The organism is Synechococcus sp. BSA11S, from assembly GCF_014224355.1.
Lineage (GTDB): Bacteria > Cyanobacteriota > Cyanobacteriia > PCC-6307 > Cyanobiaceae > Regnicoccus_A.
The window spans coordinates 22,472-45,428 of record NZ_VNWP01000010.1; the positions used below are offsets into that span (position 1 = coordinate 22,472).

The 22,957-nt window shown below is 69.3% G+C and carries 20 protein-coding genes; 16 read left to right on the forward strand and 4 right to left on the reverse strand.

The genetic code is table 11. The features are described 5' to 3' along the window. Nucleotides 1-328 precede the first annotated feature (328 nt). The 8 genes from FPZ61_RS10130 (at nt 329) to hypA (ending at nt 7,209) form a co-directional block, all read left to right on the forward strand. Nucleotides 329-1,456 carry a fatty acid desaturase gene (locus FPZ61_RS10130; RefSeq protein ID WP_370593420.1) on the forward strand — a complete coding sequence of 376 codons (1,128 nt, stop codon included), beginning with the start codon at nt 329-331 and terminating at the stop codon, nt 1,454-1,456. Between the two features lie 137 nt (nt 1,457-1,593). Next, entirely contained in the window at nt 1,594-2,070 is a 477-nt protein-coding gene (locus FPZ61_RS10135; protein ID WP_185466361.1) for an NAD(P)H-dependent oxidoreductase subunit E, read from the forward strand. Continuing rightward, nucleotides 2,067-3,647, forward strand: a complete 1,581-nt coding sequence (locus tag FPZ61_RS10140) for a NuoF family protein (protein WP_185466363.1) — start codon at nt 2,067-2,069, stop codon at nt 3,645-3,647. Before FPZ61_RS10135 ends, FPZ61_RS10140 begins: the two co-directional genes overlap by 4 nt. Next, nucleotides 3,644-4,360, forward strand: a complete 717-nt coding sequence (gene hoxU / locus FPZ61_RS10145) for a bidirectional hydrogenase complex protein HoxU (RefSeq protein WP_185466365.1) — start codon at nt 3,644-3,646, stop codon at nt 4,358-4,360. The genes FPZ61_RS10140 and hoxU overlap by 4 nt, the downstream gene beginning before the upstream one ends. Continuing rightward, the gene (locus FPZ61_RS10150) at nt 4,357-4,914 is read left to right on the forward strand and encodes an oxidoreductase (RefSeq protein WP_185466367.1); all 558 of its coding nucleotides are present in this window, start codon (nt 4,357-4,359) and stop codon (nt 4,912-4,914) included. The genes hoxU and FPZ61_RS10150 overlap by 4 nt, the downstream gene beginning before the upstream one ends. Before the next feature lie 3 nt (nt 4,915-4,917). Further along, nucleotides 4,918-6,393, forward strand: a complete 1,476-nt coding sequence (locus tag FPZ61_RS10155) for a Ni/Fe hydrogenase subunit alpha (protein WP_185466369.1) — start codon at nt 4,918-4,920, stop codon at nt 6,391-6,393. Next, complete coding sequence (locus tag FPZ61_RS10160) at nt 6,390-6,875, forward strand: hydrogenase maturation protease (RefSeq protein WP_185466371.1); 486 nt, start codon at nt 6,390-6,392, stop codon at nt 6,873-6,875. The genes FPZ61_RS10155 and FPZ61_RS10160 overlap by 4 nt, the downstream gene beginning before the upstream one ends. Then, complete coding sequence (gene hypA, locus FPZ61_RS10165; RefSeq protein WP_185466373.1) at nt 6,868-7,209, forward strand: hydrogenase maturation nickel metallochaperone HypA; 342 nt, start codon at nt 6,868-6,870, stop codon at nt 7,207-7,209. The genes FPZ61_RS10160 and hypA overlap by 8 nt, the downstream gene beginning before the upstream one ends. A gap of 137 nt (nt 7,210-7,346) precedes the next feature. Here hypA and FPZ61_RS10170 read toward each other — a convergent pair whose 3' ends face one another. Further along, the gene (locus FPZ61_RS10170) at nt 7,347-7,751 is read right to left on the reverse strand and encodes a DUF302 domain-containing protein (RefSeq protein WP_185466376.1); all 405 of its coding nucleotides are present in this window, start codon (nt 7,749-7,751) and stop codon (nt 7,347-7,349) included. Nucleotides 7,752-8,034: 283 nt separating this feature from the next. Here FPZ61_RS10170 and hypB point away from each other — a divergent pair, with 283 nt between their 5' ends. From hypB to hypE, 7 genes are read left to right on the forward strand one after another with little or no spacing between them, the layout of a single operon-like run. Continuing rightward, nucleotides 8,035-8,721 carry a hydrogenase nickel incorporation protein HypB gene (gene hypB, locus FPZ61_RS10175; protein WP_185466377.1) on the forward strand — a complete coding sequence of 229 codons (687 nt, stop codon included), beginning with the start codon at nt 8,035-8,037 and terminating at the stop codon, nt 8,719-8,721. After that, nucleotides 8,718-11,060, forward strand: coding sequence for a carbamoyltransferase HypF (hypF, locus tag FPZ61_RS10180; RefSeq protein WP_221629974.1), 2,343 nt, complete (start codon nt 8,718-8,720; stop codon nt 11,058-11,060). The genes hypB and hypF overlap by 4 nt, the downstream gene beginning before the upstream one ends. A gap of 47 nt (nt 11,061-11,107) precedes the next feature. After that, the gene (locus FPZ61_RS10185; RefSeq protein WP_185466379.1) at nt 11,108-11,317 is read left to right on the forward strand and encodes a HypC/HybG/HupF family hydrogenase formation chaperone; all 210 of its coding nucleotides are present in this window, start codon (nt 11,108-11,110) and stop codon (nt 11,315-11,317) included. 30 nt (nt 11,318-11,347) lie between these two features. Then, a complete protein-coding gene (gene nifJ / locus FPZ61_RS10190) occupies nt 11,348-14,941 on the forward strand; it encodes a pyruvate:ferredoxin (flavodoxin) oxidoreductase (protein WP_185466381.1) in 3,594 nt (1,197 codons plus the stop codon). Further along, complete coding sequence (locus FPZ61_RS10195) at nt 14,938-15,960, forward strand: dihydroorotate dehydrogenase-like protein (RefSeq protein ID WP_185466384.1); 1,023 nt, start codon at nt 14,938-14,940, stop codon at nt 15,958-15,960. The genes nifJ and FPZ61_RS10195 overlap by 4 nt, the downstream gene beginning before the upstream one ends. Further along, nucleotides 15,957-17,054: a hydrogenase formation protein HypD gene (hypD, locus tag FPZ61_RS10200; protein ID WP_185466386.1), complete on the forward strand. Its 1,098-nt coding sequence runs from the start codon at nt 15,957-15,959 to the stop codon at nt 17,052-17,054. Before FPZ61_RS10195 ends, hypD begins: the two co-directional genes overlap by 4 nt. A gap of 3 nt (nt 17,055-17,057) precedes the next feature. After that, nucleotides 17,058-18,089, forward strand: a complete 1,032-nt coding sequence (hypE, locus tag FPZ61_RS10205; RefSeq protein WP_185466388.1) for a hydrogenase expression/formation protein HypE — start codon at nt 17,058-17,060, stop codon at nt 18,087-18,089. Nucleotides 18,090-18,673: 584 nt separating this feature from the next. On the opposite strand, the gene gluQRS is transcribed toward hypE, so the two are convergent. The 3 genes from gluQRS to FPZ61_RS10220 form a co-directional block, all read right to left on the reverse strand. Next, nucleotides 18,674-19,633: a tRNA glutamyl-Q(34) synthetase GluQRS gene (gene gluQRS / locus FPZ61_RS10210; RefSeq protein ID WP_185466492.1), complete on the reverse strand. Its 960-nt coding sequence runs from the start codon at nt 19,631-19,633 to the stop codon at nt 18,674-18,676. A 3-nt stretch (nt 19,634-19,636) separates the two neighbouring features. Next, nucleotides 19,637-19,912 carry an HU family DNA-binding protein gene (locus tag FPZ61_RS10215; RefSeq protein WP_185466390.1) on the reverse strand — a complete coding sequence of 92 codons (276 nt, stop codon included), beginning with the start codon at nt 19,910-19,912 and terminating at the stop codon, nt 19,637-19,639. Nucleotides 19,913-20,113: 201 nt separating this feature from the next. Beyond that, nucleotides 20,114-20,785: an MBL fold metallo-hydrolase gene (locus FPZ61_RS10220; RefSeq protein WP_255441528.1), complete on the reverse strand. Its 672-nt coding sequence runs from the start codon at nt 20,783-20,785 to the stop codon at nt 20,114-20,116. Nucleotides 20,786-20,850: 65 nt separating this feature from the next. Here FPZ61_RS10220 and FPZ61_RS10225 point away from each other — a divergent pair, with 65 nt between their 5' ends. Then, nucleotides 20,851-22,926 (forward strand): glycogen-debranching protein, encoded by a 2,076-nt coding sequence (locus FPZ61_RS10225; protein WP_185466392.1) that lies wholly within the window; start codon nt 20,851-20,853, stop codon nt 22,924-22,926. The last annotated feature ends 31 nt before the right edge of the window (nt 22,927-22,957 follow it).

The following is a 22,957-nucleotide window of genomic DNA, read 5'->3' on the forward strand; positions in this document are numbered from 1 at the left end:
CCACGAGCTTCCAAGGAAGAATCACATGTGAAACATCGCGCAATCCCCCCCCTCCAAGGTCGGCTGGCGCGGCTCAGGCAGTGGTCCACTAGGATGCAGATTGTCTGTGATTCCACTTTGCACGACGCCACCAGGGAAGTCATACGAGTTCTGCGCCCTGAAAGTATCCCCATGAGGCGCTTCCCCTGCTTTCATCATCAGCAATGGTTGCCCTGTCATCGATAAAAGCAACCCCGGCTATCGCCAGACTCCAATCAGTTGATCGCAAGATTCAGGAATTCTTTCCTAGCTGATCCCGCCCAGGCAAACACAAAGACGTTCTGTCTTTGTGTTTGATTTTTTCACCATTTCAACGATCTCGATGCAGGCTATAAGCCAAAAGAAGCTTTTGCCCCAAGCCGACTATGTGGCAACACTTCGCCCCCTTCTCCCCCCCCAAGCCTTTCTTCCTGATCGCAGCAAGGCCTGGATCCTCCTGATCAATCTGGCCATCCTCATCCTGGGCTGGACCATGGCCCGGCAGCTTGACCAGTGGAACTGGCAGTGGCTCTGGCTTTATTTGCCGTTTGCCCTGGCGATGGGCAACAGCGTGGTCGTTCTGCTATTCAGCACGCACGATCTGATGCATTCCAGCGCCATCAGACATCCACTCATCAAACGGCCCTTGTTCTTAGCAGGCCTCACCCTGCTTTGGATGCCACCCACCATGTGGAAGGCGGTCCACAACCGCGAACATCACCGAAAGACCAACTCCCTCCAGGATCCCGATCGAAACTATCTGCACAGCCAGCCCTTCAGCTGGGGAAAGTGGATTCAGAATCTGTTTGTCCCTTCCTCGGATGTCAACCCCGTTTTTCTCACGATCGGCATGACGCAGGCGTGGGGAATCCACGCCTTTCGCAATCTCAGCTCCGTCTTGCTGTTCGTGGACGGCTCAGCCCAGCACCCGCCTGCCGCTTTCAAGGTCAGTCCGAAGGAACGCAGAAATATTACCTACGAACTTCTTGCAATCGCAGCGCTTCACTTCTCAATTATCGCCTACATCGGCTTTAATCCAATTGGGTTAATCCTTGGATATCTTCTTCCGATCTGGATCGGCTACGCAGGAGTCATGTTTTATATCTACACCAACCACATGATCTCAAGTCTCACCCCTGTGAACGACCCCCTGGCCAACAGCCTCTCCCTACGGGTCCCAGCCTTCATCGACAAACTCCACTTTAACTTTTCATATCATACCGAACATCATGTCTTCCCCGGCATAAATTCAGACTATTATCCAATGGTGCAACAATTACTGCAAGAACTTTATCCAGATCGCTACAATCTGATTGACGCCTCTGAGGCCTGGCGGACCATGCTTCAAACACCTCGTCACTACCTTAGCGAAACTGTTTTCACTGATTGGAAGGGAGAGAAAATAGTCGACTGTCCTCTTCCAAGGCCAATGGGATAAGCCTGGCCCTGCAGAAGCATCAGAGCTAGAGCTGCCTCCCCAGCGGAAAATCCGTATGGAATCCCAAAGAAATCCCTGCGAGGACGCTCAGGCTTCACTGGATCCCTACGGTGATGACTAGGTGAAACGGCATCGCCATGCCAGTGCCCACGAAACCCGAGTCATTCATGGCGCTCGAGGCGGTACTTCTTCGGCACCACCGAAGCCCTGACAGCCTGATCGAGATTCTGCACCAGTCCCAGAATCTCTACAGCTATCTGAGCGATCCCCTGCTCCGCCACGTGGCGACGCGCCTGAAGCTCCCCCTCAGCCGGGTCAAGGGAACAGCCAGCTTCTATCACCTCTTCCGGTTCCAGCCACCGGCCCGCCACCGCTGCGTGGTCTGCACCGGCACCGCCTGCCAGATCCAGGGGGCCTCGGCCCTGATCGAAGCCATGGAGGAGAGCCTGGGGCTTCAGATGGGCGACCGCCGCGGCGATGGCTGGGTCAGCCTCTCGGAGGTGCGCTGCCTGGGCACCTGCAGCGACGCGCCCCTCGTGCTGATCGATGGAACCGTCGGCCGCCAGCAGAGCAGCGATGGCCTGCGCCGCTGGCTGCAGGAGCTGGAGCCATGAACGGCCTGCGCTGCTGCGCCTCGGCCGGCTGCCTGGCCAGGGGCTCCGGTGCCTTGATCGGGGCCCTCGAAACGGCCATCTCCAGAGCTGAACTGGGTGATCGGATCCAGCTGCGCCCGGTGGGCTGTCTTGGCCCCTGCAGCCAGGGCCCCCTGCTGGCCCTCGATCCCGATGGCGATCTCTATGCCGGTGTGGGCCCGCAGGACGCCGAAACCCTGGTGGCCGCTCTGGCCCGGCGGCTGCATCAGGGCTCTGACCAGGCGACGCCGCTGGAGTGGGCCCCCGCCAGGGGCGAGCGCCTGGATCTCAGGGCGCCGTTCTTCCAGCGGCAACGGCGGATCGTGCTGGAGCACTGCGGCCTGATCGATCCCACCGACCTGGAGCAGGCGATCGCCGTGGGGGCCTACGGCCAGCTGGAGCGGGTGCTGCAGGGCTGGAGCCCGGAGCGGGTGCTGACGGAACTGCAGCGCAGCGGCCTGCGCGGCCGTGGCGGCGCCGGCTATCCCACCGGTCTGAAATGGGCCACCGTGGCCCGCATGCCCGGGGCCCGCAAGGTGGTGGTCTGCAACGCCGATGAAGGCGATCCCGGCGCCTTCATGGACCGGGCCGTGCTGGAGGGCGATCCCCATCGGGTGCTGGAGGGGATGGCGATCGCCGCTTATGCGGTGGGGGCCGATCATGGATTCATCTACATCCGCGCCGAGTACGCCCTGGCGATCGAGCGGCTGCGCCTGGCGATCGATCAGGCCGTCCGCCGCGGCCGTCTCGGGCCGGCACTGTTCGGCACGGGCTTCGGGTTCAGCGTGGAGCTGCGGGTGGGGGCCGGTGCTTATGTCTGCGGCGAGGAAACGGCGCTGATCGCCTCGATCGAAGGCAAACGCGGAACGCCGCGCCCCAGGCCCCCCTACCCCGCTGAGCGGGGCGTGGGCGGGAAGCCCACCCTGATCAACAACGTCGAAACCTTGGCCAATGTGGCGCCGATCCTGCGGGAAGGCGCCGACTGGTTCGCCGCCATCGGCACCGCCGGCAGCGCCGGCACCAAGGTGTTCAGCCTCACCGGCCACGTGCGCCGCGGCGGCCTGGTGGAGGTGCCGATGGGCACCAGCCTGACCACGGTCGTGCTGGAGATGGGAGAGGGGGCCCCGGAGGGATCGGCCGTCAAGGCGGTGCAGACCGGCGGCCCCTCGGGGGGCTGCGTGCCCGCCGATCGGCTCGACACACCCCTCGATTACGAAAGCCTCCAGGCCCTGGGCACGATCATGGGCTCCGGCGGCATGGTGGTGCTGGATCAGAGCACCGACATGGTGGCCCTGGCGGCCTATTTCATGGCCTTCTGTCGCGAGGAGTCGTGCGGCAAGTGCGTGCCCTGCCGCGCCGGCACCGTGCAGCTCCACGGCCTGCTGGAGCGGATCCTCGCCGGCAGCGCCAGCCGCGCCGACCTCGATCAGCTCGAAACGCTCGGCGCGATGGTGATGGACACCAGCCTCTGCGGCCTGGGGCAGAGCGCACCCAAGCCGATGCTGAGCACCCTGCGCTACTTCCGCGGCGACTACCTCGCCCGGCTGGAGGCCCCATGAGCGTGCGCACGCTGCGCATCGACGGCCGCGATGTGGCCAGCGGCGAGGGCACCACCGTGCTCGAGGCCGCCCGCGACGCCGGCGTGGCCATCCCCACCCTCTGCCACCTGGAGGGGCTCTCGCCCGTGGCCGCCTGCAGGCTCTGCCTGGTGGAGATCGAGGGCAGCAACAAGCTCCAGCCCGCCTGCATCACCCCGGTGAGCGAGGGCATGGTGGTCCACACCGCCACACCACGCCTCAGGGAGATCCGGCGAACGGTGATCGAGCTGCTGTTCACCGAGGGCAACCACGTCTGCGCCGTGTGCGTGGCCAACGGCCATTGCGAACTGCAGGACCGCGCCGTGGACGTGGGCATGGACCACGCCCGCCTGCCCTACCGCTTCCCCGATCGTCCGGTGGATCTCTCCCACCAGCGCTTCGGGCTCGACCACAACCGCTGCATCCTCTGCAGCCGCTGCGTCCGCGTCTGCGACGAGGTGGAGGGCGCCCACGTCTGGGACATGGCCTGGCGGGGGGAGCACTGCCGGATCATCGCCGGGCTCGATCAGCCCTGGGGCGCCGTGGATGCCTGCACCGACTGCGGCAAGTGCGTGATGGTCTGCCCCACCGGCGCCCTGTTCCACAAGGGCGACAGCGTGGCGGAGAAACACGAGGACCCCAGCCGCCTCGCAGCCCTGCTGCAGGCCCGCCGCGCCCGGCAGGAGGCCCCATGAGCCAGCCCGCGAAGCTGCGTCTGGCCACCGTCTGGCTGGCGGGCTGCTCCGGCTGCCACATGTCGTTCCTCGACCTCGACGAGTGGCTGATCGAGCTCGCCCCCCAGATCGAGATGGTCTTCTCACCGATCGCCTCCGACATCAAGACCTACCCCGAAGCCGTGGATGTGGCCCTGGTGGAGGGGGGCGTGGGCACCAGCGAGAACCTCGACCTGATCCGCCAGGTGCGGCGGCGCAGCCGCCTGCTGGTGTCGTTCGGCGACTGCGCCGTGACCGCCAACGTGCCCGGCCTGCGCAACCCGCTCGCTGGCCCGGCGGCGGTGCTGGATCGCTCCTACCTGGAGCTGGCCGACGGCTCGGCCCGGTGGCCCCACGCTCCGGGCCTGGTGCCGGAGCTGCTGGAGCGGGTGCTGCCGGTGCATGAGCTGGTGCCGGTGGACCTGTTCCTGCCGGGTTGCCCCCCACCCGCCGAGCGCATCCGCGCCGTGCTGGAAGCCCTGCTGCGGGGCGAGCAGCCACAGATGGAGGGGGCGGAGATGATCCGCTTCGGCTGAACCATGACCCGCACCATCCTGATCGATCCGGTCACCCGCATCGAGGGCCACGCCAAGATTTCGATCCACCTCGACGCCAGCGGCGCTGTGAGCACCGCCCACTTCCACGTGGGCGAATTCCGAGGCTTCGAGGCCTTCTGCGTCGGGCGCCCCTTCAGCGAAATGGCGGCGATCACGGCACGGATCTGCGGCATCTGCCCGGTGAGTCACCTGCTGGCCGCCGCCAAGACCGGCGACCAGCTGCTGGCGGTCTCGATCCCGCCGGCGGCCGAGCGGCTGCGGCGGCTGATGAACCTGGCCCAGATCATCCAGTCGCATGCACTTTCCTTCTTTCACCTCAGCAGCCCCGATTTCCTGCTCGGCTGGGACAGCGACCCCGCCCAGCGCAATGTCTTCGGGCTGATCGCCGCCGATCCCGAGCTGGCCCGTGGCGGCATCCGCCTGCGCCAGTTCGGCCAGGCGGTGATCGAGCGGTTGGGGGGGCGCAAGATCCACCCGGCCTGGGCGGTGCCCGGTGGCGTGCGCAGCTCCATGCAGCCAGACGACCGCGACTGGATCCGCTCCCGCCTGAGCGAGGCCGTCGCCACCACCCAGGGCGCCCTCGAGCTGTTCAAGCGCCTGCTGGATGGACCGCTGGCCGCCGAGGCCGGCGACTTCGGCGACTTCCCCTCCCTGTTCCTGGCGCTGGTGGGGCCAGACGACCGCTGGGAGCACTACGGCGGCCAGCTGCGCCTGATCGACAGCACGGGGGCACCGGTGGGCCGTGATCTTCCCTCCGATGGGCTCAGCCCGGAGCAGCTGGACAACCTGCTGGCCGAGGCCGTGGAACCCTGGACCTACCTGAAATTCCCCTACCACAAGCCGCTGGGCCCGGAGGCCGGCAGCTACCGGGTCGGCCCCCTGGCGCGCCTGAACGTCTGCGAGCGGATCGGCCACGAGCGGGCCGACCGGGAGCTGCTGGAGCTGCGCCAGCGCGGCGGCCGGGTGGTCACCAGCTCCTTTCACTACCACCTGGCCCGGCTGATCGAGATCCTTGCTGCCCTGGAGGCGATCGAGGCGCTGCTTGATGACCCCGCACTGAGCGACACCCATGTGCGCGCCCACGCCGGGGTGAATGCCCGCGAGGCGGTGGGCGTGAGTGAAGCGCCCCGCGGCACCCTCTTCCACCACTACCGCGTCGATTCAGGCGGTCTGATCGAGGCGGTGAATCTGATCATCGCCACCGGCCAGAACAACCGGGCGATGAACCGCACGATCACCCAGATCGCCCGCCAGCACATCCAGGCGGGTCCAGCTGAAGCGGGCCCCGGCGACCAGCTGCCGGAGATCGCCGAGGGGCTGCTCAACCGGGTGGAGGCGGGCATCCGCTGCTTCGATCCCTGCCTCTCCTGCTCCACCCACGCCGCCGGCCAGATGCCGTTGCACGTGCAGCTGATCGGACCCGAAGGAGAGGTCTTGCGCGAACGGTGGCGGGATTGAGCCCAGGTGCACGGCAGCAGCGAGCCGATCTGCTGATCGGCTGGGGCAATGGCCTGCGCCAGGACGACGGCGTGGGCCTCGCCATCGCCGAGCGGGTGGAGGGCTGGAGCCGGCCGGGGCTCACGGTGCTGGCCATCACCCAGCTCACCCCTGAGCTGGCAGCGATGGTGGCGGAGGCGAAACGGGTGCTGTTCGTGGACGCGGCCCTGGCGCCGGCCTGCCCAGACCCGGGCTGGCGGCTCGAGCAACTGGACACTCCAGCGGATGGGGCCAAGGCGGCCGGCGCCGAACGCCTGAGCCACCACGCCAGCCCCGGCGCCCTGCTGCAACTGGCCGGCAGCCTCTACGGCCGCACCCCGCCCGCCTGGCAGCTGCTGCTGCGGGCCCACAGCTGCGAGATGGGCACGGGCCTCAGCGCCGCCACCGCCGCCCTGCTGCCCGAAGCCCTGGCGGCGGTGGGGCGCTGGTGCGGCGATGCATGAGCTGGCCCTGATGGAGGAGCTGCGCCGGATCGCCCTGGCGGCGGCGGCGGCCCAGGGGGCCCGCCGGATTCACGCCATGCGGCTGCGGGTGGGACGGCTCTCCGGAGTGGATCCCGAGGCGCTCCGCTTCGCCTTCGAGGTGGTGATGGCCGAAGGGATGGCCAGCGGCGCACAACTGGAGCTGGAGGTGGTGCCCAGCCGCTGCCGCTGCGGGCCCTGTGGCGCGCCGTTCGAGCCGGAAGATCTGATCCTGGTCTGTCCGCACTGCGGGGCCCCGGCCGCTGAGGTGCTGGCGGGGCGGGAGCTGGAGCTGATCGGCCTCGAGGTGTCGTGAAGGAGGCGATCCATGCGGGAAGGAAACGCGGTCAGCAGTAGAAATGAAACCCTATTTCTGGCACGCTCGTGCAGGATGGCCGAAAGGGCTGTTGCGTACTCGCCAGACAGTGAAGAGAGAGGGCTTTGGATTTGAAGTCACACCAGGCTGTTCAGCGCTGCTGCCTGGCTGATTCTTGCAGCCGAGGATTCAACCTCTTGTGCCACCTCCATCAAGTCTGGCTCTGAGGACAGATTGCGAAGCATGCCCTCCGACCGGATCATGCCGATCCGGGTCTGGCCAGCTTCGCTGTAGACGGAGATCCGGCAGGGAAGTGCCATGTTCAGCTTCATGTCGCTCATCAACACCTTGGCCGCTTGCTGGGGATTGCACACATCAAATACCCGGCATTGCTCGGCAAGGCTGATGCCTTTACTGCGCAGGCTGTCGCCGAGATCCAGCACAACCAACACACTGAACCCATCCGCTGCCACAGCAAGCTGAAGATCGGCGCTTGCCTTCTCGAACGATTTGGCCGTATCAACAATGAAGTACGGGTTCATGGGATTGGACACCTCAAGAGGCCAGAGGGTGGTCAGGGCTACGGCGACATGGGCTTGGCTCAGGTTCAGCTGAGATCATCCACCAAGTTGCCGGCAGCAGCATCAAGGCACCGCTCCTGAGTGGCCACCAGAGTGCTCAACCGGCCCGTCTCAAAGGAAGGAATCGCCACTCACCAACAAGGAAGCGCACCAGGGATTTGAGGCGGATGCGGTCCTCCACGACAGCCACCTGGCCTGTCCCCGATCCAGTCCTCAGACTGAGAGCACCGCCCCCGGCTCCGCCATGTGCTCCCAATGCTCCTGCGGCCAGCCCACCCGCACCCTCAAGCTCCGCCACAGCCTGCTGGAGCGGAACGACACCAACGCCGAGCGCAACCGCGAGCGCTTCGCCTCCGCCGGTCTGCTGGTGCTGAACGTGCTCTCGGGTCCCGGCGCCGGCAAGACGGCCCTGCTCGAGCGCCTCGCCCGTCAGTGGGACCATGGCCCGGTGGGGGTGATCGTGGGTGATCTGGCCACCGACAACGACGCCCGCCGCCTGCAGGCTTCAGGCGCCCGCGCCGTGCAGATCCAGACCGGCGACCTCTGCCACCTGGAGGCGTCGCTGGTGGGGCGGGCCTTCGATCAGCTCGACACCACAGGCATGGAATTGCTGCTGATCGAGAACGTGGGCAATCTGGTCTGCCCCACCGCCTTCGATCTGGGGGAGCGCCAGCGGCTGGCGCTGCTCTCGGTGACGGAAGGCGAAGACAAACCGCTCAAGTACCCGGCTCTGTTCCAGTCGGCCGATGCGGTGGTGATCAGCAAGGTTGACCTCGCTGAAGCCGTGGGCTTCGATCGTCCCCAGGCGCTGGCGAACCTGGCCGGGGTGGCGCCCCAGGCGCGGATCTTCGAGGTCTCGGCGCGCACGGGCGCCGGCATGGAGCCGTTGCTGCACTGGCTGAGCCACCAGCGCCAGGGGATGCCGGTGTGATCAGCCGCCTGCGGCTGGAGATCGAGGGGCTGGTGCAGGGGGTGGGCTTCCGGCCGCTGGTGATGCGGCTGGCACGGGAGCTGGGCCTCTCGGGCTGGGTGCGCAACACCGGCTGCGGGGTGCTGCTGGAGCTGCAAGGGCCCACTCAAGCGCTCGACACCCTGCTGCAGCGGCTGCAACGGCAGCTGCCTGCCAACGGCCGCATCGACCGGATCCACCGCCTGGGGCTACCCCTTCAGGAGGGGGAGAGGGGCTTCGGGATCAAGCCCGCGCTGATCGAGGCTCCGGCAGGCCAGAGCCATGAACCCTCGGTGCGCTGGGCCCTGATCCAGCCGGATCTGGCCCCCTGCCCGGCCTGCCGCGCCGAACTGCGCGACCCCACCAACCGTCGCTGCGGCCATGCCTTCATCAGCTGCGTCCAGTGCGGCCCTCGCTACAGCCTGGTGGGAGCGCTGCCCTTTGAGCGGGTGCACACCAGCCTGGCGGCGTTTCCGCTCTGCCCCGCCTGCCAGAAGGAGTACGACGATCCAGGCGATCGCCGCTGCCACGCCCAGACGGTCGCCTGCCCCCGCTGCGGACCGCGGCTGAGCTGGTGGAACGCGGCGGGGGAGCAGATCACCGACCCCCGCCAGCCCTCTCCCGGAGGCGCCAGCCCATGCCTGCAGGCGGCCGCAGCCGCCTTGAACCGAAATCAGATCGCGGGCCTCAAGGGCGTCGGTGGCTTCCAGCTGCTGGTGCGGGCCAGGTCCCAGGCGGCGGTGAGCGAGCTGCGGCGGCGCAAGGGCCGCCCCGAGAAACCTCTGGCGGTGATGGCTCCGGACCTGGCCTGGGTGCGGCGCCATTGCCAGCTGAGCCGGGAGGAAGCGCAGCTGCTCGACTCACCGGCGGCACCGATCGTGCTGCTGCGCCGCCGCGGAGAGGCCGGGGTCTGCGACGCCGTGGCCCCCGGCAATCCCTGGCTGGGGGTGATGCTGCCCTCCAGCCCCCTGCATCTGCTGCTTCTGGAGTTGCTGGGGGAACCGCTGGTCGCCACCAGCGGCAACCGCTCGGGGAAACCGCTCTGCCACGACGAAACCACCGCCCGGCAGGAGCTGGCGGGCCTGGCCGATGGGTTCCTCGTGCACGACCGCGCCATCCTCAATCCGGTGGATGACTCCGTTGCCCAGGTGGTCTGCGGCGAGCCGATGCTGCTGCGCCACGCCCGTGGCTACGCGCCCACTGCCGTGGACCTGCCAGGCCCCACCGCCGCACTGGCGCTGGGCGGGCAGCTCAAGAGCGCTCTCGCCTACGGCTGGGGCCGGCGGGCCCTGCTGGGTCCCCACCTCGGTGATCTCGACACGGAGGCCGGTGAGCGCCACTACCGACGCAGCCTGAAGGCCGCCCTGGCGCGTCACGGTCTCGATCCGGCCAGCTACGCGGTCGACCAGCACCCCGGCTACCGCTCCCGCCGCATCGGCCTTGAGCTGGCGAGCACCAACGGCCGCGCCGCGCCGCTGGCGGTTCAGCACCACCACGCCCACCTGCTGGCCTGCCTGGCGGAGCATGGCCTCACCCCGCCCCAGGCGGGAGCCGCCTGGGACGGGGCCGGTCAGGGCAGCGACGGCACCCTCTGGGGCGGAGAGGTGCTGCGGCTCGAGCAGAACGGCTTCTGCGCGGGGGCGCGACTGAGGCCCTTTCCCCTGCCTGGGGCGGGGCGGGCGCTGCGGGAGCCGCGGCGGGCGGCCCTGGGGCTGCTCTTCGCCGTCGGCGGATCGGAGGGGCTGGATCAGGCGGCGGGGCTGGCACCGCTCGAAGCCTTCACAGCCGGCGAACGCCAGGTGCTGACGCGGATGCTGGAGCAGGAGCTGCAGAGCCCGTTCTGCTCCAGCGTGGGTCGTCTGTTCGATGCGGTGGCCTCGTTGCTGGGCCTGCAGCAGCGCTGCAGCTTCGAGGGCCAGGCGGCCCTGCGCCTGGAGGCCTCCGCCAGCCAGGCCGCCGCCAGCGCCCGGAGGCCCTACGCCCTGCCCCTGCGCACCGCCACCAGGCCCTGGCTGATCGACTGGCAGCCCCTGCTCCAGGATCTGCTCGACGACCGGCGCCGGGGCGTGGAAGCGGAGGCCATCGCCCTGGGCTTCCACCACGCCCTCGCCGAAGCCCTGGTGGCCCTGGCGCAGAGGCTCGATCTTGAGCGGCTGCTGCTGGGCGGTGGCTGCTTCCAGAACCGCCTGCTGCTTCGCCTGACGGTGGAGGGCCTGCGGCGGGTGGGCATCGAGCCGCTCTGGCCCCGGCGGATTCCCTGCAACGACGGCGGCCTCGCCCTGGGTCAGCTGGTGGCGGTCAGCCTCGGACGCTCTGGCTAGAACCAGGGCAGGCACGGCAGGGCCGCGCTGGCGTCAGGGAGGTTCCGATGTGTCTGGCCATGGCGGGAGAGCTGATCCGGATCGAGGATCGCCACCCCGCGGATCGCCCCCAGGAGGACCCCGCCCTCTGGCGCATGGGCCTGGTGGAGTTCTCGGGCGTGCGCCGCGAGGTGAGCCTGGCCTGCGTGCCCGAAGCGGTGATCGGCGACCGGCTGCTGGTGCACGTGGGCTTCGCCCTGAGCATCGTCCACCCCTGAGGAGGTTTCCGCCATGAAGCGAGTGAGCGCATGACCCGGGCGACCCTGGATGGCAACGAAGCGGTGGCGCGCGTCGCCTACCGGCTCCATGAGGTGATGGCGATCTACCCGATCACACCGGCCTCGCCGATGGGGGAATGGGCCGACAGCTGGGCCTCCGAGGGCCGCCCCAACCTCTGGGGAACGGTGCCCCGGGTGGTGGAGATGCAGAGCGAGGGCGGGGCCGCGGGGGTGCTGCACGGCGCCCTGCAGGCCGGGGTGCTCACCACCACCTTCACCGCCTCCCAGGGGTTGCTGCTGATGCTCCCCAACCTCTACAAGATCGCCGGGGAACTCACCTCCACGGTGGTGCATGTGGCCTCCCGCGCGCTCGCCGGCCAGGCCCTCTCGATCTTCGGGGACCACAGCGACGTGATGGCCGTACGCGGCACGGGCTGCGCCCTGCTCTGCTCGGCCTCGGTGCAGGAGGCCGGTGATTTCGCCGCCATCGCCAGCCTGGCCAGCCTGCGCAGCCGTCTGCCGGTGGTGCACTTCTTCGACGGCTTCCGCACCTCCCACGAACTGCAGACGGTGGAGCTGATCGACGATGACCTGCTGCGCGCGCTGATCCCCGAGGAACTGATCGCCGCCCACCGCGGGCGTGGGCTGAGCCCCGATCACCCGGTGATCCGGGGCACCAGCCAGAACCCGGATGTGGCCTTCCAGGCCCGCGAGGCCGCCAACCCCTTCCACGACGCCGCACCCCAGCTGGTGCAGGACGCGATGGATGCCTTCGCCGGCCTCAGTGGCCGCGCCTATCAGCTCTTCGAGTACCACGGCCACCCGCAGGCCGAGCGTGTGCTGGTGCTGATGGGCTCGGGCTGCGAAACAGCCCACGAAACCGTCGACGCGCTCACGGCCGGCGGCGCCCGGGTGGGGGTGCTGAAAGTGCGGCTCTACCGGCCGTTCGATGGCACGCGCCTGCTGCGGGCCCTGCCGGCCACGACCCGGGCGATCGCGGTGCTCGATCGCTGCAAGGAGCCGGGCAGCGGCGGCGAACCCCTCTACCTCGATGTCTCCAATGCCGTGCGCGAGGGCTGGACCGGCTCCTCCCTGCCGCGCCTGCTGGGCGGCCGCTACGGCCTGGCCTCCAAGGAATTCACCCCAGCCATGGTGCGGGCCGTGTTCGCGGCTCTGGAGCGACCCGGCACCCCCAACCCCTTCAGCGTCGGCATCGACGACGACGTGACCCACCGCTCGCTGCCGCTGGAGGAGGAGCGGGAAGCGGGCGATGACCCCGGTGCGCCCTTCGCCGCGATCCTCTACGGCCTCGGCTCCGATGGCACGGTGGGGGCCAGCAAGTCCACCGTCAAGATCATCGGGGCGGCCACCGCGCTCCACGCCCAGGGCTATTTCGTCTACGACTCCAAGAAATCGGGGGCGGTCACGGTCTCCCACCTGCGCTTCGGGCCGGAGCCGATCCGCTCCACCCACCTGGTGCGCCAGGCCCGCCTGGTGGCCTGCCACCACTGGGACTTCCTCGAGCGCTTCGATCTGCTGGCCGAAGCCCTGCCCGGGGCCACCCTGCTGCTGAACAGTCCCTGGCCAGCGGAGCAGGTTTGGGCACGGCTGCCCCGGGCGGTGCAGGAGCGGATCGTCGAGCGCGATCTCAGGGTGCTGGCGATCGAGGCCTCGGCGATCGCCAGGGAGCTCGGTCTGGGCGGGCGCATCAACACCGTGATGCAGGTGGCCTTCTTCGCCGCCGCCGGGGTGCTGCCGTTGGAGCAGGCCCTCGAGGCGATCCGCGGCGCGATCCGCCACAGCTACGGCGGCAAGGGCGAGCGGGTGGTGCGCAGCAACCTGGCGGCCGTGGGCACGGCCCTGAGCCGCCTGCGGCCGGTGCCGATCGGTGCGGTGGGCGAGAGCGCGGCAGGGACCGAGCAGGAGGCACTGCCGGACCCCCTGGTCTCAGCGCCGGCATGGGTTCATGAGCTGATCGCGCCGCAGCTGGCACGCCAGGGGGATCGCCTGCCCGTCAGTGCCCTTCCTCCGGATGGCACCTTCCCCTGCGGGACAGCCCGCTGGGAGAAGCGCAACATCGCCGAATCGGTCCCGGTGTGGGAAGCCGACCTCTGCGTGCAGTGCGGCAAGTGCGTGATGGTCTGTCCCCACGCCGCGATCCGGGCCAACGTGGTGGAGCCGTCGGCCCTGGCGGACGCGCCCGAGGGCTTCGCGAGCACGGCCGCCCGCGACCCCCACTGGAGCGGCCTCAGCTTCACCCTGCAGGTGGCCGGCGAAGACTGCACCGGCTGCAGCCTCTGCGTGGAGGTCTGCCCGGCCCGCGACCGCACCGAGCCCCGGCGGAAGGCGATCAACATGGCCCCCCAGCGTCCCCTGCGGCAGAGGCTCCGCCGCCACTGGGACTACGCCCTGGGGCTGCCCAGCCCCGACCGGCGGGACCTCGACCTCCGCCACATCCGCCAGCAGCAGCTGCAGGAGCCCCTGTTCGAATTCTCAGGCGCCTGCGCAGGCTGCGGCGAGACCCCTTACATCAAGCTCGCCACCCAGCTGTTCGGCGACCGCATGGTGGTGGCCAACGCCACCGGCTGCTCCTCGATCTACGGCGGCAACCTGCCCACCACCCCCTGGAGCGCCAATGGCGAGGGCCGCGGCCCCGCCTGGAGCAACTCCCTGTTCGAAGACAACGCCGAATTCGGCCTCGGCTTCCGCCTCGCCTTCGACCAGCGCCGTGCCATCGCCCAGCAACGGCTGCTGGAGCTCGCCGGCCCCACCGCTGAAGCCTGGCTTCCGGAGCCTCTGGCGGAGGCCCTGATCGGGGCGGATCAGAGCGATGAGGCGGGCCTGCACGAGCAGCGGCTGCGGGTGGTTGAGCTGCGGACGCTGCTGGAGCGGCGCCTGGAGGAAGCGCAGTCGTCCAACGGGAGATATCCCCGGGCGGAAGCCGCCCGCGCCCTGCTCTCCATCACCGACGATCTGGTCAGGCGCAGTGTCTGGCTGATCGGCGGCGACGGCTGGGCCTACGACATCGGCTCGGCCGGCATCGACCACGTGCTGGCCAGCGGCGCCGACGTGAACATCCTGGTGCTCGACACCGAGGTGTACTCCAACACCGGCGGCCAGATGTCGAAGGCCACCCCCCGGGGGGCCGTGGCCAAGTTCGCCAGCGGGGGCAAGACCAGCGCCAAGAAGGACCTGGGGCTGATGGCGATGTCGTACGGCCACGTCTACGTGGCCAGCGTGGCGATGGGGGCCCGCGACGAGCACACCCTCAGGGCGTTTCTGGAGGCGGAATCCTTCCCGGGACCCTCCCTGATCCTGGCCTACTCCCACTGCATCGCCCACGGCATCGACATGGCCCAGGGCATGACGCAGCAGAAGCGGGCGGTGGAGTCGGGGCGGTGGCTGCTCTACCGCCACGACCCGCGCCGGGCCGAGCGGGGTGAGAACCCCCTGGTCCTGGATTCGCGGGCCCCATCGCTGCCGATGGCGGAGGCGATGGCCAGCGAGAACCGCTTCCGGATGCTGACCTACAGCCATCCGCAGCAGGCACGGGACCTCACCCGTCAGGCCCAGCAGGAGGCGCGCCAGCACTGGGAGCGCTATCAGCGGATGGCGGAGCCATGAGCGGACCCGACCTCAGCATCGACTACCTCGGCCTGACCCTGGACTCGCCGCTGGTGGTGGGGGCGGCCGCCCCCCTCAGCGCTGACCCTGATCGGATCCCCCGCCTGGCCGAGGCCGGCGCCGCCGCGGTGGTGCTCCACTCCCTCTTCCTGGAGCAGATCGAGCGCGACTGGCAGGACTGGGACCACCACCGGCACCTGGGCAGCGAGAGCTACCCCGAAGCCCTCAGCTACCAGCCCAGCCTCGAGCCGCGCCACCTCGGAATCGAGGGCTACCTCCACGAAATCGAAACCGCCTGCCGGCAGGTCGACATCCCGATCATCGCCAGCCTCAACGGCACGGAGGAGGGCCACTGGGAAGCGATCGCCCGGGCCGTGGAACAGGCCGGTGCCGCCGCGATCGAGCTCAACCTCTATGCGGTCCCCACCGACAGCAGCCTCGACGCCAACGCCATGGAGGCGGCCCAGGTGGCGATCGTGCGGAGCGTCTGCGCGGCCACGCGCCTGCCGGTGGCGGTGAAGCTCAGCCCCTACTACACCAATCTCAGCCACCTGGCCCACGCGCTGCAGGCCGCCGGCGCCCGCGCCCTGGTGCTGTTCAACCGCTTCTACCAGCCCGACATCGACATCGAGACCCTGGAGGCCTGCTCGAACCTGCTGCTGAGCTCAGCGGCGGATCAGCGGCTACCCCTGCGCTGGATCGCCCTCCTGCACGGCCGGGTGCCCCTCGAGTTCGGCGCCAGCGGCGGCATCAGCCATGGCACCGATGTGGTGCGAATGCTGATGGTGGGCGCCAGGGCAACGCTGGTGGTCTCGTCGCTGCTGCGCCATGGGCCGCAGCACCTCCACACCCTCCGCACCGAGTTGAGCCACTGGCTGGAGGAGCATGGCCATGGTTCCGCCCGGGAGCTGCTGGGCTGCATGAGCCAGCGCCGCTGCCCCGACCCCGCCAGCTACGAGCGGGCCCAGTACCTGCGGGCCATCTCCGTTGAACCCCTGGGCATGGCCTGGGATCCATGAGCACCTGCCCCTCGTCAAGCGCGAGCGCACCGGTGCACCACCTGCTCGACGCGCTGCACAACGAGATCAGCCGCAGCTGGACGCTGATGGAGGTCTGCGGCGGCCAGACCCACGCGATCCTGCGCCACGGCCTTGATCAGCTGATCCCCAGGCAGCTGGAGCTGATCCATGGCCCCGGCTGCCCGGTCTGCGTCACCGCGGCCGAGACGATCGACCGGGCCCTGCAGCTGGCGTCCCTGCCGGAGGTGATCCTCTGCTCCTACGGCGACATGCTGCGGGTGCCCGGCAGCGGCCCCGACCACCTGCTCCAGGCTCGCGCCGCCGGGGCCGATGTGCGCCTGGTGACCGCCCCCCTCGATGCCCTGGCCCTGGCGAGGGCCCATCCCGAGCGGCAGGTGGTGTTCTTCGCCGTGGGCTTCGAGACCACCGCCCCGGCCACGGCCCTGCTCGCCCACCAGGCCTTGAGCAGCGGCACTCAGAACCTCAGCCTGCTCGTGGCGCACGTGCGCGTGCCGCCGGCGATGGAGGCGATCCTGGCCGCTCCCCACTGCCGGGTTCAGGGCTTTCTGGCGGCCGGTCATGTCTGCACCGTGATGGGCCGCCAGGAGTACGAGCCGATCGCGGCACGTCACCGGCTGCCGATCGTGATCACCGGCTTCGAGCCCATCGATCTGCTGGAGGGGATGCTGCGGGCCGTGCGCCAGCTGGAGCGGGGCGAGGGGCGGGTGGAGGACGCCTACCCCCGGGCCGGCGCTGGCGAGGGCAACGCCACAGCCCGCGCCCTGATCGAGCAGGTCTTCGCCATCAGTGATCAGCACTGGCGCGGCCTGGGGGTGCTGCCCGGCAGCGGCCTGCGCCTGCGCCGCCCCTACGACGCCCTCGATGCGGAACACCGTTTCCCGCCCGTCCCCCGGCCGGATCCGGACTCCGGCGCCAAGGATTGCATCAGCGGCCAGGTGCTGCAGGGCCTGGCCCGCCCCGATGCCTGTCCCCGCTTCGGCCGGGGCTGCAGCCCTGAGCGGCCGCTGGGGGCCCCGATGGTGTCGTCCGAGGGGGCCTGCGCGGCCTACTGGCGCTACCGCACCCGGGCCTGAACCATGGACACCCCGCTGGAGTTCCCCTGTCCCATCAGCCCCGATGACGGCCCGGCTGTCCTGCTCGGCCACGGGGGCGGTGGCCTGCTCAGCCAGCAGCTGCTGGAGCGGGTGATCCTGCCCGCCCTCGGCACCGGTGGCGGCGTGCTGCTCGATGCCGCCACCCTGAGCTCGGAGGCCGGTCAACTGGCCTTCAGCACCGATGGCCATGTGGTGCGGCCCCTGGAGTTTCCCGGCGGCGACATCGGCGCGTTGGCCGTGATCGGCACCGTCAACGACCTGGCGATGCTGGGGGCCACACCCCTCGCGCTGAGCCTCGGTCTGATCCTGGAGGAGGGCCTGTCCTTGGACACCCTTGGCCGGTTGCTGAGGTCAGCCGCCGCCGCCGCCGCCCGCTGCGGCGTGGCGATCGTCACGGGCGACACCAAGGTGGTGGAGCGCGGCAAGGCCGATGGTCTGTTCATGACCACAGCCGGCATCGGCCGCATTCCCCCCGGGCTGGCGATCGGGCCAGCCGCCATCCGCAGCGGCGACGCGATCCTGGTGAGTGGCGACCTGGGCCGGCACGGGGTGGCGATCCTGGCCGCCCGCCAGGAGCTGGGGTTCAGCACTCCCCTGGTGAGCGATCTGGCCCCGCTGCACGGCAGTGTCCAGGCCCTGCTGGACGCCGGCCTCGAGCTTCATGCCCTGCGCGATCTCACCCGCGGTGGGCTGGCGGCCGCCCTGCACGAGCTCTGCCGCGGGGCTGGGCTGGGGGGCCTGGTGCATGAGCCTGTGGTGCCGATCCACCCCGCAGTGGCCGCGGCCTGCGAGCTGCTGGGGCTCGATCCGCTCACCATGGCCAACGAGGGACGCTTCGTGCTGGTGCTGCCCGCCCCTCAGGCGCCGACGGCCCTGGAGCTGCTGCGCCAGGAAAACCCCAGCGCCGCAATCATCGGCCGGATCGAGGGCCAGGCGTTGCTGCTGGAGACCGCCCTGGGGGTGCGCCGCCCCCTGGAGCCGGGCCGTGGAGAGATGTTGCCCCGCATCTGCTGAAGGAGAAGCTCAGCCAAGGCAACCCCATCGTGACGGCGCCCGGGGGGCTGGGATGATGGGATCTGTTCCTTCGAGCAGTCATGTACACCGACTGGACCGCCGTCATCCTGCTGCTGCTCACGGCCATCCCCCTTGGCGTGGTGGTGGCCACCGCCGCCTTCTTCATCTGGCGCCAGAAAAAACTCAAGCAGCGCTGATGTCGTGGGGGGCGACTCCATGATCGGCAAGGCTGCCCTGGCCCAGACAATCGAGGCAGGTCCGGAAGCGGTGTCCGCCCAGCCGCAGAACCCCGCTGCCACCGCAATGGTTGCAGCTCCTGAGGGAGGTCTGTTCGGAACCCCTCACTGAACAGGCAGTGCGGGCCGGATGGGTGAGAACGTGAGTGAAGGAACAGGGTTCGCTCGATTCAGGAGCGGCAAAAGGGGCTGTGGGGAAAGACACCACCACGTACGTGGGTCCCCGCTCACTGACAGGACGATTCGGGGTGGAGCTGGACACAAAGACTGGCTCGTAGTCGTTGCTGTCCAGTCTGGTCAGAACTCTGCGCCTTTGATCCCGAAACCTTCCTTAAGAGTGCCCAGGCCTCAGCCCGTCTGTCGCAGCTGCGCCTCGAGGCGGTCCAGGTCGAGCTCCTGCAGCAGTTCCTGGGCGCTCAGGCGGCTGCCCGAGGGCACCAGCTCCAGGCTGGAGGCCATCCGCCCGATCACTGCCGCCGCGTCAAGACCCTCCTGACGCAGGGGATCCAGGCCCTGCGCTCCCCCACGCTTGGCCAGGCGCTCTCCGGCCTCATCCAGCCAGAGGGGCACATGCCAGGTTGTGGCGAACGGCCGCCCCAGCCGCTCACTGACCGCCACCTGCGGGGCCGTGGAGCGCCACAGGTCGGAACCCCGCACCACCGTGGTCACGGCCAGCAGCAGGTCATCCACCGCCGAAGTCAGGTGGTACGCCAGGAAGCCATCGGCGCGGCGCAGCACCACATCGCCCACCTCCGTGGCCGACTCCAGACAGCCCTCCGCCCCGATCCTCTCCTGCCAGCGCAAGGGGCCGGGCTCCAGCTTCAGCCTCCAGCTGGGCAGCCGCCCCTGCTGAACCCCCCACCCCTGGACCCCATCCCGGCAGGTGCCGGGGTAGAGAGGCCAGCCCCCATGGGGCGCCGAGAGATGGGCCAGCATCCGGCGGCTGCAGCGGCAGGGATAGAGGGCTCCGCCGCGGCGCAAGGCGGAAAGGACTGTGGCGTAGAGCCCGGTGCGCTCGCTCTGGCGCAGGGCCGGACCATCCCAGGTGAGCCCCAGCCAACGCAGGTCGGCCTCGATCGCCTCGATGGCCCCGGCACGCTGGCGGGGGCGGTCAAGGTCGTCGTGGCGAAGCAGAAAGCGACCTCCACTCAGGCGGGCCTGCAGCCAGGCCAACAGGGCCGTGCGCAGGTTGCCCAGGTGAAGCGGACCGCTCGGGGAGGGGGCGAAACGCCCGGTGGCTCCCTCAAGCCGGTGCAGATCAGCCGCCTCGATCAGTCGCTCGAGATGGGCGGGGAGGGGGAGCCCCAGGGCTCAGCTCTGGACCTTGTCCTTGAACTGCTTGCCGGCGGTGAAGGCCGGCACGCGCTTGGCCGGGATCTTGATCTTTTCCCCGGTCTTGGGGTTGAGGCCCTGACGGGCGGAGCGCTCGCGGGCCTCGAAGGAACCGAAGCCAAGGATCGACACCTTCTTGCCTTCGACGACGGAGTCGACGATGGTGTCGATCGCGGCATCGACGACCTTGGACACTTCGGTCTTGGTCAATTCGGTGCGGACCGCAACGAGGTTGACGAGATCAGCTTTGTTCATCGGAGGCGAAAACTTCAGGAGAGTGCGGGAGCTGGGCGGAGCGGAAAAACACCCTCTCGCCTGCGCCGGAACGGTAGAGCGCGCCAATCGTATGGGGGAAGGACGGTCTGGGCAACCAGAAACCACGCCTGAACAACGGTTCGGGGCCGAATCCGCTCCGATCGCACCCATTCCGGCCCCCATTGGCCGCCCAGCGGAGCCTCAGGGACGATCCAGCAGGCCATCCAGCAGAGCGCGGCCTCCTTCGATCAGCTTCTCCCCCTGCAGAGCCCCCAGACCCGCTCCCGTGGCGATCCAGCGGGGGGAACCGGAAGGCAGCCAGCGGCGCAAAGCGTCGAGGCTGCGCCCCTGCCGGGCCCAGTGAAAGGTGCGGGCCGTGCGCAGTGGACGGGCCTCACCCGGTGCGGTCGGCACCAGCAGACGGCCGCAGAACAGCACGTCCATCTCCCCGGCGGCATGGACCACACAGGCCCCCGGGGTGGGTCCCGGTGTCCAGAGCGCCCGCACCCCTTCACCAAGGTCGATCGCCTCGCCGAAGGGGCAGAGATCCGCCACGCCCGGCAACAGGTAGGCCTCCTGTTCCTGGAGCCGCACCGGCCAGCCCAGCGCCTCCTGCCAGCGGCGGCAGCGGCCATGGCCCTCTCGGCTGGTGAGCAGGATCGTTCCGGCTCCGGCCCTGCGCAGTGCTTCAAGGTTGGCGGCCGTGTACGCCGGTGCATCGATCAGCAGCGGTGCCCGGCCCCGGGGCGCCAGCAGCCAGGAGGTTCCCCCCAGGGTGTCGCGGTTGGGGGCGAACACCCAAAGGCCCGTCAGCACGGGCGTGGGCGGCCGGCCGACCTCCAGGGTCATCTCGCCGCTGTCCTCCGCCGGCATGGCCGCCTCCCGAGGACCATCGCCCCTGCACAGCACTAGTTTGAAACGTCAGGTGACCCGGGTCCTTGTCTTCGATCCTGCTCGGACATCCCTGGCCCCTCGGGGCTGCGCTCACCGCCAGGGGGGTGAATTTCTCCCTGGTGGCCCCATCGGCCACCCGGGTGGAGCTGCTGCTGTTCGCCCGCGGCAGCTCGCCTGAGCCCTTCCGGATCATCCCCCTCGATCTGCACCATCGCTCTGGCGACCACTGGCATGTGGAAGTGGAGGGGATCGGCGCCGGCACCTGCTACGGCTACCGCGTCTATGGGCCTCTGATGCCCGGCGGCCATGGCTTCAATCCGTCGAAAGTGCTGCTCGATCCCTGCGCCAGGGCGATCAGCGGCTGGGACGTCTACCGCCGCGGTGACGCCATCGGCGCCATCCCCAACACCGCCAGCTGCCTGAAGGGTGTGGTCACGGAGCGGGATCGCTTCGATTTCGTGGCCGCGCCGAGGCCCCGCCACAGCTGGCAGAACACGGTGATCTACGAGCTGCACGTGGGCGGGCTAAGCCGGGGCCTGGGCAGCCCCGTGGCCTCGGATCACCAGGGCAGCCTGCTGGGCCTGATCGACTCCCTGCCCTACCTCAGAAGCCTGGGCGTCACCGCCCTGGAGCTGCTGCCGGTGATGGCCTTCGATCCCCAGGACGCTCCCCACGGCCGCCAGAACTACTGGGGCTACAGCCCCCTGAGCTGGATGGCCCCCCACCAGGGCTACCTGGTGGGAAACGACCCGCTGCAAGGCCGCCAGCAGGTGCGGCAGCTGGTCACCGCCTGCCACCAGGCCGGCATGGAGGTGCTGCTCGACGTGGTCTACAACCACACCAGCGAAGGCAACCAGGACGGACCGACCCTGAGCTGGCGCGGGCTGGCGGACCGTCTTTACTACCACCAGAACGGCAGGGGCGACTACCTCGATGTCACCGGCTGCGGCAACACCATCGCCGCCAACCGCCCCCTGGTGCGGCGGCTGCTGCTGGAGTCGATGCGGTGCTGGGCCCTGGAACTGGGCATCGACGGCTTCCGCTTCGATCTCGGCATCGCCCTCAGCCGCGGCGAGGAGCTGGCGCCCCTCGACAAACCGCCCCTGTTCGAGGAGATCGAGGCCGACCCCGAGCTCAGCGACCTCAAGCTGGTGAGTGAACCCTGGGACTGCGGCGGTCTCTACCGGCTCCAGGATTTCCCGGCGCGTCGCATGGGCACCTGGAACGGCCGCTTCCGCGACGACGTGCGCCGCTTCTGGAAAGGGGACGACCACTGCAGCTGGTCACTGGCCCAGCGGCTCTCCGGCAGCCCCGATCTCTACGGCGGACGACCGGCCACGGCGGGGCGGAGCATCACCTTCATCACCGCCCACGACGGCTTCACCCTGGCCGATCTGGTCAGCTATGACGGCAAGCACAACCTGGCCAACGGCGAGGACAACCGCGACGGCGACAACCACAACAACAGCTGGAACCACGGGGTGGAGGGGCCCTGCAGCGATCCTGATGTCAACGCGCTGCGCAACCGCCAGATCCGCAACCTGCTGACCACCCTGCTGCTGGCGCCGGGAGTGCCGATGCTGCTGATGGGCGATGAGGTGCGCCGCAGCCAGGGGGGGAACAACAACACCTGGTGCCAGAACAACCCTCTGGGCTGGATGCACTGGCGCCCCGATGAGGACGACCGGAGCCTGCGACGGTTCGTGACCCGCCTGGTGCGGCTGCGTCGCCGGCTGGACGGCCTGCTCAATCCCGAGATCCCCCATGCCGACGCCCCACCATCCAGGCCCGGCGAGCGGGACCTGATCTGGCGCGAATGGCACGGGGTGAAACTTCTCCAGCCCGACTGGGGCAGCTGGTCCCACAGCCTGGCCTGGAGCCTGCACGACTTGCGCCATGGCCCCCTGCTCTGGTGCGGCATGAACGCCTACTACCAGCCGATGACCTTCCAGCTGCCCGAGGCCGCTGGGGGCTGGCAGCTGGTGATCGACACCGGCCAGGCGGAGGGCGACGGGCTGGCCGAGCGCCCCTCAGCCTGGGGGGCCTCCGAGGCCCCCCTCAGGGGCCGCAGCCTGATGCTGCTGCTGTCGCCCCATCTGATCGAGGCGACGTGGGGTTGAGACAGGAAGCGGGCGGCGGGAATCGAACCCG

What these genes read in the sequence shown, in the direction of transcription:
- FPZ61_RS10220 (WP_255441528.1), bottom strand. Translation starts at nt 20,785, where the DNA reads ATGCCGGCGGAGGACAGCGGCGAGATGACCCTGGAGGTCGGCCGGCCG.
- FPZ61_RS10150 (WP_185466367.1), top strand. Translation starts at nt 4,357, where the DNA reads ATGAGCCAGCCCGCGAAGCTGCGTCTGGCCACCGTCTGGCTGGCGGGC.
- FPZ61_RS10170 (WP_185466376.1), bottom strand. Translation starts at nt 7,751, where the DNA reads ATGAACCCGTACTTCATTGTTGATACGGCCAAATCGTTCGAGAAGGCA.
- hypE (WP_185466388.1), top strand. Translation starts at nt 17,058, where the DNA reads ATGGACACCCCGCTGGAGTTCCCCTGTCCCATCAGCCCCGATGACGGC.
- hypB (WP_185466377.1), top strand. Translation starts at nt 8,035, where the DNA reads ATGTGCTCCCAATGCTCCTGCGGCCAGCCCACCCGCACCCTCAAGCTC.
- FPZ61_RS10135 (WP_185466361.1), top strand. Translation starts at nt 1,594, where the DNA reads ATGCCAGTGCCCACGAAACCCGAGTCATTCATGGCGCTCGAGGCGGTA.
- hypD (WP_185466386.1), top strand. Translation starts at nt 15,957, where the DNA reads ATGAGCACCTGCCCCTCGTCAAGCGCGAGCGCACCGGTGCACCACCTG.
- FPZ61_RS10185 (WP_185466379.1), top strand. Translation starts at nt 11,108, where the DNA reads ATGTGTCTGGCCATGGCGGGAGAGCTGATCCGGATCGAGGATCGCCAC.
- hypA (WP_185466373.1), top strand. Translation starts at nt 6,868, where the DNA reads ATGCATGAGCTGGCCCTGATGGAGGAGCTGCGCCGGATCGCCCTGGCG.
- FPZ61_RS10140 (WP_185466363.1), top strand. Translation starts at nt 2,067, where the DNA reads ATGAACGGCCTGCGCTGCTGCGCCTCGGCCGGCTGCCTGGCCAGGGGC.
- nifJ (WP_185466381.1), top strand. Translation starts at nt 11,348, where the DNA reads ATGACCCGGGCGACCCTGGATGGCAACGAAGCGGTGGCGCGCGTCGCC.
- FPZ61_RS10195 (WP_185466384.1), top strand. Translation starts at nt 14,938, where the DNA reads ATGAGCGGACCCGACCTCAGCATCGACTACCTCGGCCTGACCCTGGAC.
- FPZ61_RS10155 (WP_185466369.1), top strand. Translation starts at nt 4,918, where the DNA reads ATGACCCGCACCATCCTGATCGATCCGGTCACCCGCATCGAGGGCCAC.
- FPZ61_RS10215 (WP_185466390.1), bottom strand. Translation starts at nt 19,912, where the DNA reads ATGAACAAAGCTGATCTCGTCAACCTCGTTGCGGTCCGCACCGAATTG.
- hoxU (WP_185466365.1), top strand. Translation starts at nt 3,644, where the DNA reads ATGAGCGTGCGCACGCTGCGCATCGACGGCCGCGATGTGGCCAGCGGC.